This is a genomic window from Bacillus cereus group sp. RP37 (genome assembly GCF_040459695.1).
In the GTDB taxonomy this organism is placed as follows: domain Bacteria; phylum Bacillota; class Bacilli; order Bacillales; family Bacillaceae_G; genus Bacillus_A.
In genome coordinates this window covers 2,657,826-2,670,105 of record NZ_JARVHP010000001.1, presented here as the reverse complement: position 1 = coordinate 2,670,105, position 12,280 = coordinate 2,657,826, and the positions used below count along the sequence as shown (strand labels likewise).

Sequence of the window (12,280 nt, the reverse complement as noted above, 5' to 3'; positions counted from 1 at the left end):
TTAAATCCCTCCAATAATTGTTATGCCGCGCAAAGCATACAACTGTAGGAAGAAGGCTTTTTCGTATTAAATAATAAGACTGGCTGTTTAGATGGTAACTTAGTAAAATCTATAGTAGGAAGAAGTTTCGTTAACAATTCCGGCCTTTCCTCACGAATAGACGTTACAACAACTTCAATATCATCTGTGAATTCGACTACTTCAATCCCTTCTTCACTTACAGTTTTCAGCCTATTTCTACTCCGAAATAAAGAAGCTTTCACTGCACCTTCTGATACCGAACATACTTTAGCAATATCAGCGATGCTATATTGAAAAACATCCTTTAATAATAAAATTGCGGATTGCTGTACATTTAATGACGACAATACTTTCCCTACCATTTCATGCAAATCTGCAATGTTCTCTTGTGGTTCTTCAAAAGTAATTTGGTCTCTTATTTTTTCATGAACTGATTTTGATTTGATCTGATCTATCCAACGATTTCTAGCTATTTTATATACAAGTGTCATACAAATATCTTTATTACTATATTTTTGAAGAACTTTACAAACTGTTTCTTGGGCAAGATCTTCGCCGTCCCATTTATTTTTCGTTAAAAATGTACAGTACCTTTTCAACTCTCCGTATTGCTCAATTAAAAAGTTTATATTTGAATGATTCATATCGATATGATTTTTTAAAACATGAGTTACTTTTGTGCACAAAATAACCACTCCTTTTCAGCGCTTACTTAATTAACGATTCAACAAATAAAAAAGTTACGGGGCATATAAAAAAATTATGTTTATGTTCAATAATTCGCGGTCATTAATATGTTATGTACAATTTTACGTGAGGAGGAACAAATTTGCCAAAATTAACAATTGAAGGTGCGGGAACGTTTGATGTAAAAGAAGGCACAAAATTAGTATTAGCGATTGAAAACAACGGTGTACACATACTGCATCGTTGCGGAGGAAAAGCACGTTGCACAACTTGTAGAGTAGAAATTATAGCAGGTGATTTCTGTGAAGTGAGTACGAATGAAAAGAATGCGATGACGGAAAAAGGAATTGAAGATCATTTACGCTTATCGTGTCAAATGCGTGTACATAAAGATATAGTCGTTCGTCCGGTACTTACTGTTGAAAATTCAGGTCTTGATGCTGGACCACGTCCGGCGGAGTAAAGTGATGAATTTAAAACAGCTCGCAGGTGAATATGCTGCTGACTATGTAAAAGATGGAATGAAAGTTGGGCTTGGAACAGGTTCTACCGTGTACTGGGCGATACAAAAATTAGGTGAACGTGTCAAAGAAGGACTATCATTTCAAGCTGTACCGACATCAAAGAAAACTGAAGCATTAGCACAGCAACTAAATATCCCCCTGATTTCGTTAAACGACGTACAAAGTCTTGATCTTACAATTGATGGAGCGGATGAAATTGATTCTAATTTACAGCTTATCAAAGGTGGCGGTGGTGCATTACTTCGCGAAAAAATTGTTGCTTCCTCCTCTAAAGAACTAATAATTATTGTTGATGAATCAAAAGTTGTGACCCGTTTAGGTACTTTTCCATTACCTGTTGAAATTATACCTTTTTCATGGAAACAAACCGAAAGGAAAATTCAATCTTTAGGTTGTCAAACAACGTTACGTTTAAAAAATAATGAAACATTTATAACCGATAACAATAACGTGATTATTGATTGTGTATTCCCTCATAACATATCTAATCCTGCCAATATACACACTCAATTAAAAATGATTACAGGTGTAGTTGAAACGGGATTGTTTGTTAATATGACTAGTAAGGCAATTGTTGGAACAAAAAATGGGATAAAGGAATTATAATGAAAGCTGACTCTTACAGTCAGCTTTTTATATTTTCTCTTTATTGCGTATCATTATGATATACTATGAAAACAAAAGCACATCACACTAGAAAGGGCTGAACAATTTGCACTCCCAACTCATAACAGAACTTACAGATTTAGAAACTGCCTTTCATATTCGAAAAGAAGTATTTGTAAAAGAACAAAATGTCCCTCTTGAAGATGAATTCGATACCTTTGATGAAATCGGTGAGAAATGTAAACATATTTTAGTTTATTATAACGATCTTCCTATAGGTACAGGTCGTATACGATTTGTAGACGGCGCTGGAAAATTAGAACGCATTTGTATTTTAAAAGACTATCGTAAATACGGATTAGGAAAAGTAATTATTCAAGCGTTGGAAGAGATTGCACGCAACAAAGATGCTACAAAAGTAAAACTGCACGGTCAAACACAAGCTGAAGGATTTTATAAAAAACTAGGTTATCAAACTTCTTCGGATGTATTTATGGAAGATGGTATTCCACATATACTTATGACGAAAATGTTATCATAATAAAAAGGGTAGTATATGAAACTACTTTATGTAGTCATATACTACCCTTTTTATTAATAGAAAAGTGAATTCTCAAGATTTCCTTTTGCATCAAAGCCCTTTATCTCTTAGTTCATACCTAGGTAAAACTTATATTGTTTTCCATAATGATAAGGCATAAATCCAGTTTGGATCCCCATTTCCTTTATAACTCTGGACTGCTTCATATACTTTTCCCTCGTGTAGAACTCTATCGCCCTTTTCATATGCTTTCTTTGCATCCCACTCTTCATATGAAGCGCTTTCAGTTTTTGTAGTAATTGTGAATATATCACTCTGTACAGATTCATTTCCAGCTACATCAACAGCTTTCACTACATATTTATAAGTAGTATTAGGGAGTAAATTTTTATCCATATAAGATGTTGTATTGGATGTTGCAATCTTTTTCATTGATCCTTCTGTTTCTCTATAAATATCGTAATGGTCTACACCAATATTATCGTCAGAAGGACTCCACATTAGATCCACACTTGAAGCTGTTGTTCCCATACTATGTAATCCTTTTGGTTGTGTTGGTGCTTCTGTATCAGGAGCCTCAACTGTCGTTTTAACTGTGAGCGCTGCACTTTCTTTCGAGACATTTCCAGCTGTGTCAATCGCTTTTACAGTATAAGAATATTCTGTACTTGGTTGTAATTTTTTATCAATAAAATGAGTGCCTGGTACTGTGTCAATCACCTCTCCGTTACGGAAGATTTGATATCCTTTTACCCCTACATTATCCGTAGAAGCGTTCCATGCTAGTTCTATACTATTTGCTGTTACTTTTTGTGCCTGAATTCCATTTGGAATACTTGGAGTTTCTGTATCTGGTTTCACATCATTGATGAGATTAACATCAATTACATTATAAAATGCATTTGCTGTATCAGCTACATCCCATACTGCTAAAATCACATGATATCCACTACGATCAGTAGGTACATTGATTTTGTGAGTTAAATTATTTGAGGCTGCCGAACCATCATGTTGTACAGTTCCAATTGGTTCAAAATCTGCTCTTGTGAGCGCTTTATTTGGATTCCATCCTTTTTTTGTAATATAGTAATGCCATTTACTCGTTAAATGAGGCGCTGTATACTTCCAAGTAAATGTATTTTCCCCGCCTGTGATTGTATTTTCAAACCAACGATCGGCTGTTTGTTGATCTAAAATACCACCAAATTTACCACCTGCAGAAGCGATTTGCCCATCAACCGGGCCACTTTGCGGGAACCCTTTTAGAGCTTCTAAACTTTGCGGTTCATACATAACACTTCCACAGTTTACATTTAGTGCACCATAGGTTGGACTACATAAAGCAGATCGGCTACCAGGCTTTTCAACAAAACCGTGCGCGTATGCGTTTTGAGGAATAAGTGTCGTGCCAATAATTCCAGCTGTTAACGCAACAGCTCCTAGACTTTTTTTGTTCATTTTCATGTTTTGTAGTTGTTTTAAAAATCGATTATTCATATTCCTGTCCCCTTCTTGTTATACTTTGTAGTGTAATGTGGGCTTTGATGTAAAAGAATAACAAGAGACAATCTTATATCGATGTATGTGTTAGTTATGCATACACCGCAGTGAAAATATATTTCTTTTTATGTGAAATATTTCACTTAATGAATATATAATGACATAGAAATCACCAAAATACGTGCAGAAGTTGTGCAGAAACTGTGAAAGCATTACTAACACGTAAAACTATGGCCTGAATTTATAAAAATGAATATTTAACCTTTCAATAAAATTGATTCTTCGCTACATAAAACAGAAGAGTGTCTATATCATTTCATATAGACACTCTTCTCATGTATAATCTTCTATTTATTACTGACCTATAAATGTAAAAATCTCATCAACGGCTTGCTTATAGCCACCAGATTTTTGGAAAGACCCCTTCAAATTCAAAGCAGCTTCTTTATATGAAGGATTATTTAATACAAGTTCTACACTTTCACGTAGTTGTTCCTCAGTTAGTTCTTTCATGTGCAACTTAATCCCAGCTCCGAGATTCTCCACTTGCTTTGCGATAACTGGCTGATCTGCACTTTGTGGAATTACAATGAGTGGAATCCCGTTATAAAGTCCTTCATGTGTACTATTCATCCCACCATGTGTAATAAATAACTTTGTATATGTAAGTAGTTTTGCTTGTGGTACGTAGTTTTTTACAATGAAGTTTTTAGGAATATTACCCAAATCACTTATTTTTGTTTTATTACCAATAGACATCACAATTGTATGATCACTATTCTCAAACGCCTTCATACAAAGTTTATAAAAATCAAGTGCATCATTAAAAACAGTGCCTAGTGAAATGTAAATCGGGCTTTTTTCTTCAATTGAAGTAAAATCAAAGGCTTCATTTTTCACTTGTGTAGAGATAGATGGACCTATAAATTTATATATCTCATCAAACATATCTCCAAAAGGTTGGAACTCTTTAATTGTATACACAATAGTAAGTGGCGCTGGATTACAGAAAACTTCATACGGTGAGTTTATTTTAACACTATATTTTTCCATAATTTCTTTTATTAAATTTTGAAAATCATTTTGTATTCTCTCATGAACCTCCGCTGGGATATTTTTCGAAAGGTAGTCTAACATTTGTTCAAATGATTTTTCATCCTGTGCAAACGATGTGCATGAATTTATTGCTGGAAGCTTTAGAATTTGAGCAATTATATGTCCACAGCCAAACATTGAATCATGAATGATGTAATCAAAATGTTCGCCTTCAATTTGTTCCAGAACATTTGGTATAATAACATCTGCCGTATGTAAAAGACCATTTATTCTCTCTAGTAAGTAATTTCGACCACCGGAAAGAAAAGCTTTTATAAACTTTTGCTCGTCAATTGTTCGTACAGTAGCACCCGTCTTCTCAATACGCTCTCTAAAAGATTCAATTGAAAAATAAATTACCTCTTCCCCACGTGAAACTAATTCTTCTACAAATTGTAATGTTGGATTTATATGTCCTTCTGATCCAGTATTAATGAATAAAACACGTGCCACTTTAAACACTCCTTAATTTAAATCTTTTCTATGTTGTCATTAAGATTACAGGTATTTGGTCTTATTCTTCTAAATGGACCTAGCGAGCCTAAACCCAAGGTCATCTATATGAAATGTAGGATGACTACGGCGACGACAAGTCGCACCGCAACCTCTAGCTGCTTCAGCCCAGCTACCGCCTCGAAAAATCCGGTATGATCCATATACCTTTTCATCATACAAATCATAGCACCATTCCCAAACATTTCCTAACATATCATACAAGCCCCATGCATTCGGTTCCTTTTTTCCGACCTCATGAATACGTCCACCTGAATTTTCATTATACCAAGCAATCTCTTTCAGTTCTCCATATATGTATCCAGTCGTTCCTGCTTTACACGCATATTGCCACTCTGCTTCTGAAGGTAATCGGTAGCCATTTGAATCTACATTACAACTAACAATTTGCCCACCATCAATAATAGAATAATATTCTTTTAATCCCACTTTTTTTGAAAGTAAATTACAAAACATAATGGCATCATTCCATGAGATATTTACAGCTGGTTTATTTTTATCTTTCAATAAATTTGGTGTAAGATTCGTAATCGCATCATATAATTCCACCGTTACAACATATTTTGCAAGAAGAAACGGTTTAACTTGAACTTGCCATTCTTTTTTTATTCGATCATCTCTTAATTCTACTTTTCCTGCTGGAATTTTCACCATATTAGAATCAACCGGGCCAATGAATCTATTCAATCCTATCCCCCCACGTTACTTCTTTTTACAATCTAACTATTTATGGTATCGTACTTCTTTAAAAATAATTTTACTTCATTTGAAGATTTTAAAATAATAACATTTGTATCCTTACTCAATTGATTTAGCCTCTTTAAAATTGAAGGTCGTTTCATTTTAGGGTATTCCCATATCCATTTGAAAAATTGCAAGTCAAACCTTTCTTCACATCCCGCGCCCATATCCGGTCTTGTTTTATTCCGATATTGTATAACCCTTTTAAAAGCACGATAAACACATATTGTTCTATGAATATCAAGAAAGATGATTGTATCAGCTGCGTTCATTCTTATGTCCATTGTCCCGCCATAATTCCCATCAATAATCCACTCATCTTCTTTAACTAATTCATTTTGGACTATTCTTTGCTCTTCTTTCGGTACACCTTCCCAATTCGGTTTCCAGAATAGTGCATCAAGATGATGCACCTTAATATTTAGTTTATTTCCTAACTGTCTTGCTAATGTAGATTTTCCTGAACCACCAGAACCTATTAATATTATTTTTTTCATAAATACCCCTTTTTATATCTTTTATTTCTTCCGTAACACCAACTCACAAAACATTCCAATCCCAACACCAATTGTATAAGCTACTAAATCACTCCACAAAAATCCGTAGCCTAATACGAGTCCACCTAAAGTCGTTGTACGAATGCTATCTATCCATTCGGCATGATATAATTGGCTTATTTCAATCGCATAACAAAACAGCAAACTTATAAAAGCTAATTTCTTCGTTTCTATTTTAGGAAATACAAATCCGAACCCTGTAAAAATCATGAGTGCCCATAAAGCATCGCCTAAATAATCATTTAATAGAGCCGGCAGTGCAAAAGCAAACTTTCTTGAACTAAGTCCTAAAATAATAACAATGATAGTAAACATTGCGTATAGTAATCTATTTCGTTTCGTATTCATTTCAAAACTCCTAATTCATCATTTAAAACTGCAAAATAGCTAGTAAAATATAATCATTTTACTAGCTATTTTTTAATGGCTTTCATAATAAGAAAATGTGGATTTGTATTTAAGTAGTGATAAGATTTTTCATTTACTTCTTTCATCTTTTCAACTGGCCTCGGTTCCACCATTTTTTCTAACATAAAATAATTTGTTGTTTCATTAATTACGTCTTGGAGTGACCTTCTAAAAAATTCAACTTCAATTGTAATGTTTGGTTTAACCCACGTATCTACTATTAATTGTTTTTCGAAATAATTTTCACAAGTAAACTTTGTAAAATCCATAAAAGGATGATGTATGGAGTATATAAATTCTCCACCTGGCTTCAATACTCGGCGAAACTCCTGAAATACTTGATTCCAATTTTCTAAGTAATGAAGCGTTAACGAACTTACAATAACATCAAAAGTATTATCTTCAAATGGTAATACTTCTTGCAAGTCATGACAAAGAAACATTGCTTTATCACCCGTACTTTCCTTTGCAGCTTTTACCATTTCAGAACTTACGTCAATTGCAATAACATTTGCTCCTCTTTCTACAAATTGAGAAGTATACCATCCAGCTGCACATCCAGCATCTAGTATACTCTTCCCTTCTAATTTCTTTGGAATCATCTCCATCATCGCTGGTCTTTCATAATAGCTGTTATATGGATTTGCCAAATCTAGATTTTCTTTATATGTACTCGCTAATTTATCATATGTGTCTTTGATCGTGTCTTTCAATATATCCACCCCTCATACATATTAATCTAATAACTCTTGCTGCTTTTTCTTTGAAAATGATTGTAGTACTAAATCATACGACCAATCAATCATTTTATTAATTTGCTCCTGCTCTACATCCTTTTGTATATACACTGTATTCCAATGCTTTTTATTCATATGATAACCAGGAATTATGGTTTCTGGGAAGTCTTCTCTTAATCTTAGTGCAAGTTCTGGATCACATTTTAATGTAATCGCAGCTTTTTCTCCTTCTTCATGGTTTACTATCGCAAATATTTTATTATTAAGCCTCATACATGTTGCATTCCAACCATCTGGAGAATCTTCTGTCGCATTTCTTTTTGATAAACAATACATTTTTGTTGCATTCATTCTAATTGTCACCTCTTATTCTTTCACTATTTGATTACGATGCATTACAATTTGCTTTGTCACTTGAAATTGCTGTTCACCATAAAACTTTATTAGTTTCTCTCCGCAAAATAAACTAACAATATGAATGTGAGATATCTCTTGAAGTAAAATTGTAAGCATCCTCTCTCCAATACCTTTATTTCTTACACTCTCATGTACGACAACATCTTCTATGTACGCTCGAAAAACACCATCAGAAACAACTCTAGCAAATCCGATCAATTCATTTTCTTCCCATACCCCAATTGCTATACTATTATTTAACATTTTTTGAATATCGATTTCTTTTCTTTCTGGCCACCAACCTACAGAGACATAAAGTTTTTTTATTTTTTCTTCGGAAATTTGTTGTTCATGTTGCAATTTATACGTGTACATTTTCCTTCTCCCATCAAATTGCTCATTATATATACTTTGTCTTACTTTACTTCTTTCAATATAAAGCTATAGAATCCAACCTGTTATAAAAAACCTTCATAAAATTAATTTATAATATCGATTTTACAATTGCAATATAAACAGTTCCTTTCATATTTCTTCTATATTAACAATAACACGTAATATATTGAGTTGAATAATGATTAAAGCCACCCAATAGGGCGGCCCTCATTTTCATTTAACTTCATACCACCAACCTTTTCGATCAAGCCAACCTTTCATACCGTTTAATTGTGCATCGCTAGTTGGGTCGGAAATAAAATACGTTAAACCGTCCGATTGTAAAATGAAGGTAGCAGTCATTTTTAAAGAAGTTAATGCTCCCATAACATCTGGAGTTTCATAAGGTGAAAAGGCTCCAGATTGGATAATATTTTGCTTAGAAACTTGTGCTTGTATGTTTTCTTGTTTTGGTACCGATTCAGTAAACCAAGAAAGTGGCTTATTTCCTATCAATTGGTTTAAATCACATTTACCGATACCTGGTACATTACCTGTCTCAGTGTATTGCCAAATATCACAAGGATATGCTGGCTTATTACCGCCATACCTAGGAATCCATAAAAAATCACTTTTTACGTTCGCCATACCGAAAGGCTCATATACATGATGGCCAACATATAAGCCAACTTTCTTAGCACCTAGTCGGCGTAACTCATCGATAAAAGCTTGTGTACCAGCTCTCATATCATCCATTGTTTTCACTTCTACATCAGCAGCCCAAACTGTAGCACTCTTATCACCGCGATTCCAGAAATCTTGTGCTTCCTTCTTCGCATCAGCAATTGAAATAAAGCGGCAGAATGCATAGTTACCAAAAGGAATATTTCTTGTTTTCATTGCTTGGACATAATTTTTATATAAAGGATCTACATAATTTGATCCATCTTGTACCCTAGCGATTACGAAATCTAGTTGTGGAGCGGCTACATCCCAGTTAATGTCACCGTTCCATTTTGAAATATCTACAATGTAACCCATTGCTTAACACCTCCTTCTTTATTATTATATTCAGAGCTCGTCTGATTGCTCTTCTTCTCCTAAAAATTCAATAGTATTTGTTAGTGCACATAGTAAATACAACAACTGTCTTCTACAAAGACAGCACCTCATTTCCGATGAAAAGGAAAATCTTTGTTATAGGAATCGCACTATTTGTTCTCCTAATTGCATCAGATTGAGTAGTTGCTATAAACAAAAGAAAAAAGCATCATCGTATTGGTGATGCTTTTAAAATCCGCTTTTCTTATATAAGACGAATACGATTCCTATAACCTCTTCTCTAAAAAATGTTGACTATGTCCTTTAGGATAATCTTCAACAACACCGTATTCTCGGTAGCCGTACTTTTTATAAAATTCTGGTGCTTGAAAACTAAATGAATCTAATAATATTAATCTACACCCTTTTTCCTTTGCGATGTCTTCGATTTTATGTAACAGTTGACTGCCATAACCATCATGACGAACCGATTCATCAACCCATAAAAAATCTATGTGAAGATGATAAAAATACATTGTTCCTGTTACACCGCCAAAGATTTTTCCGTTCTCATCTTTCACTACGAAACTTACTTGTTCCATCGGCTGTTTTTCTTCATCTGTTAAAATAGACATGTTATATTGAATTACTTTATTTTTTATGTATTCTCCTTCAGTGCGAGTACCATTCTCTATGTGTTTCATATATTTCTTCCTTTCAACTTAGTAAGCTATCTTTAATTTTTACTTTTTCTCTTTAAAATAGTTATAAATACGAATCCACCATAAGTAACAAAGCATGAAAAACCAATTATCCCTGGCACAGAGACATAACCTGTTCTTATATAACTAATAACGGCAAAACAAGCGATAGACAATAAAATAGATGGCCAAAATATAAGAGCTGTTTTTCTTCGTCTCTCTTTCGATGTACTTTCTTTCTCTTCAGAAACACGTGTGCCAAAAAGCAATACAATACAAATAAGTATCGCTGCAAAGTAAAGGGTATCTATTGACAGAGTATGATCGTAAATCGCGATTCCAACTTCCAAAGCGATAATTGTTAAAATTAATATAATGATTGTTGATGTCTTTAAGTTTCTTTTCAATTACTCACCCCTAGCATACTTTGACTATATTCTTTGTATATGTACTTCAAAGCTACTGCAAAAGCTTCATCCACCTCTTTATTTCCACGTCGATTAGGTAAATCTTTCCCCCCAATAACATAAAGAAAGGGAAATTCGTTAAACATTCCTATTATACCAATATTTATTGTAGCTGTGGGTAGTCCACCTGTCATATGAGCCAAGTGATATGAATGTATTCCTTCATAGTCACCTTGCTGTCTTACCATGCCGCTAATAATAGGTTCCCATAATTCAGCTTCTGATTTATACCCTTGAAAAATTTGTACTAAAAGTGAAAGAACTTCATTTAATTCTCCAACATTTTTCTCATCTCTAGCATTCTCTTGTATATGAATTTTCGAAAAGTGCGTTTGAGCATACATTTGCACAATATCCCATCCACCACAGTACATTACAACTGACTGCGCAACGTAACTATCATGACATGCTATCATTACTTCAACTGCTTTACTAAGTGTTAAAGTACTTCTTCCTTGTAAATGTGGATATAACTGCGCACTATCTTCATGTGGATTAAATTTAACATGATGAAGTATATCATTCCAATTACATTTATTTTCCTTCACCATTTGAGCTACTACAAATTCAATTACTACTTTTGCTGCTGATGCTAACGGAATATTTAATTCACTATTATATGAAGCAACTATACGATTGCTTTTTGTAGAATAAATAGATATCCCAACTTGATCAGATTGTATCTCTTTCATTTTTTGAATGACAGTTTCCATTTCCATTCCTCATTTCATATCGTTTTATCACCTTCTAATAATTCAATATAGAATATAAAAACCCTTTTTAGCAGATTATATCGGCTATTACAATAAGAAAAAGGTAGCATGAATTACTCCATGCTACCTAAAATACTAAATTTCTATTCTTCTAAAGGTTTTTTAGGGCCACAAAGCTCCAATTGATAAAAAGCTAAATCTAGCCACTTATTAAACTTATAACCAGCCTTTTTAATCGTCCCCGCATGAACAAATCCATAGTTTTCATGTAAGGCAATGCTTTTCTCATTTTCTGCATCAATTCCAGCAATTAAGGTCATATATTCCCTTTCTTTTGCAACTGTGATTAATGCCTTCATTAAAGAAGTTCCTATCTTATTTTTTCTATATTCCTTATGAACATACACAGAATGCTCAATTGAATATTTATAGGCAGGCCAAGCTCTAAACGGCCCGAATGTCGCAAATCCTACTACTTTACTATCTAGTTCATATACTAAAATTGGATAACCGTCAGCCTTTTTTTGTTCATACCAATCTATTCTATTTTCAAGGGTTACAGGTTTATACGTATATACGGCTGTTGTATACAGTATGGCATCATTATAAATATCTAAAATATATGCTACATCTTGTTTTGTTGCTTCCCTTATCATC

Annotated in this window: 17 protein-coding genes; 3 read left to right on the top strand and 14 right to left on the bottom strand. The window is 33.7% G+C overall.

Translation table 11 applies throughout. The features are described from left to right. Positions 1–20: 20 nt before the first annotated feature. Positions 21–707, bottom strand: a complete 687-nt coding sequence (locus QCI44_RS14240) for an RNA polymerase subunit sigma-70 (protein ID WP_016087562.1) — start codon at positions 705–707, stop codon at positions 21–23. Positions 708–850: 143 nt separating this feature from the next. Here QCI44_RS14240 and QCI44_RS14235 point away from each other — a divergent pair, with 143 nt between their 5' ends. The 3 genes from QCI44_RS14235 (at position 851) to QCI44_RS14225 (ending at position 2,379) form a co-directional block, all read left to right on the top strand. After that, positions 851–1,171: a 2Fe-2S iron-sulfur cluster-binding protein gene (locus tag QCI44_RS14235; RefSeq protein WP_016134687.1), complete on the top strand. Its 321-nt coding sequence runs from the start codon at positions 851–853 to the stop codon at positions 1,169–1,171. A gap of 4 nt (positions 1,172–1,175) precedes the next feature. After that, the gene (gene rpiA, locus QCI44_RS14230; RefSeq protein ID WP_016134688.1) at positions 1,176–1,838 is read left to right on the top strand and encodes a ribose-5-phosphate isomerase RpiA; all 663 of its coding nucleotides are present in this window, start codon (positions 1,176–1,178) and stop codon (positions 1,836–1,838) included. A gap of 106 nt (positions 1,839–1,944) precedes the next feature. After that, entirely contained in the window at positions 1,945–2,379 is a 435-nt protein-coding gene (locus QCI44_RS14225) for a GNAT family N-acetyltransferase (protein WP_016134689.1), read from the top strand. Between the two features lie 129 nt (positions 2,380–2,508). Here QCI44_RS14225 and QCI44_RS14220 read toward each other — a convergent pair whose 3' ends face one another. The 13 genes from QCI44_RS14220 to QCI44_RS14160 form a co-directional block, all read right to left on the bottom strand. Next, the gene (locus tag QCI44_RS14220; protein ID WP_353811224.1) at positions 2,509–3,876 is read right to left on the bottom strand and encodes a lytic polysaccharide monooxygenase; all 1,368 of its coding nucleotides are present in this window, start codon (positions 3,874–3,876) and stop codon (positions 2,509–2,511) included. A 357-nt stretch (positions 3,877–4,233) separates the two neighbouring features. Further along, on the bottom strand, positions 4,234–5,427 hold the full coding sequence (locus tag QCI44_RS14215) for a macrolide family glycosyltransferase (protein WP_116363404.1): 1,194 nt from the start codon (positions 5,425–5,427) through the stop codon (positions 4,234–4,236). Positions 5,428–5,496: 69 nt separating this feature from the next. Then, complete coding sequence (locus QCI44_RS14210; RefSeq protein ID WP_048894658.1) at positions 5,497–6,141, bottom strand: formylglycine-generating enzyme family protein; 645 nt, start codon at positions 6,139–6,141, stop codon at positions 5,497–5,499. 65 nt (positions 6,142–6,206) lie between these two features. Then, positions 6,207–6,725, bottom strand: coding sequence for a DNA topology modulation protein (locus tag QCI44_RS14205; RefSeq protein WP_016134693.1), 519 nt, complete (start codon positions 6,723–6,725; stop codon positions 6,207–6,209). Between the two features lie 21 nt (positions 6,726–6,746). Next, entirely contained in the window at positions 6,747–7,133 is a 387-nt protein-coding gene (locus QCI44_RS14200; RefSeq protein ID WP_016087554.1) for a ribosomal maturation YjgA family protein, read from the bottom strand. A gap of 65 nt (positions 7,134–7,198) precedes the next feature. After that, entirely contained in the window at positions 7,199–7,906 is a 708-nt protein-coding gene (locus tag QCI44_RS14195; protein WP_016134694.1) for a class I SAM-dependent methyltransferase, read from the bottom strand. A gap of 21 nt (positions 7,907–7,927) precedes the next feature. Further along, positions 7,928–8,281 (bottom strand): MmcQ/YjbR family DNA-binding protein, encoded by a 354-nt coding sequence (locus QCI44_RS14190; RefSeq protein ID WP_016134695.1) that lies wholly within the window; start codon positions 8,279–8,281, stop codon positions 7,928–7,930. A gap of 15 nt (positions 8,282–8,296) precedes the next feature. Further along, on the bottom strand, positions 8,297–8,701 hold the full coding sequence (locus QCI44_RS14185) for a GNAT family N-acetyltransferase (protein ID WP_016134696.1): 405 nt from the start codon (positions 8,699–8,701) through the stop codon (positions 8,297–8,299). Between the two features lie 234 nt (positions 8,702–8,935). Further along, positions 8,936–9,742, bottom strand: a complete 807-nt coding sequence (locus QCI44_RS14180; protein ID WP_016087550.1) for a GH25 family lysozyme — start codon at positions 9,740–9,742, stop codon at positions 8,936–8,938. A gap of 287 nt (positions 9,743–10,029) precedes the next feature. Continuing rightward, complete coding sequence (locus QCI44_RS14175; protein ID WP_353811223.1) at positions 10,030–10,446, bottom strand: GNAT family N-acetyltransferase; 417 nt, start codon at positions 10,444–10,446, stop codon at positions 10,030–10,032. A 32-nt stretch (positions 10,447–10,478) separates the two neighbouring features. Continuing rightward, positions 10,479–10,850: a hypothetical protein gene (locus tag QCI44_RS14170; RefSeq protein WP_016134700.1), complete on the bottom strand. Its 372-nt coding sequence runs from the start codon at positions 10,848–10,850 to the stop codon at positions 10,479–10,481. Then, on the bottom strand, positions 10,847–11,623 hold the full coding sequence (locus tag QCI44_RS14165; protein ID WP_353811222.1) for a serine hydrolase: 777 nt from the start codon (positions 11,621–11,623) through the stop codon (positions 10,847–10,849). The genes QCI44_RS14170 and QCI44_RS14165 overlap by 4 nt, the downstream gene beginning before the upstream one ends. 143 nt (positions 11,624–11,766) lie before the next feature. Continuing rightward, the gene (locus tag QCI44_RS14160; protein ID WP_016087546.1) at positions 11,767–12,279 is read right to left on the bottom strand and encodes a GNAT family N-acetyltransferase; all 513 of its coding nucleotides are present in this window, start codon (positions 12,277–12,279) and stop codon (positions 11,767–11,769) included. Position 12,280 lies beyond the last annotated feature (1 nt).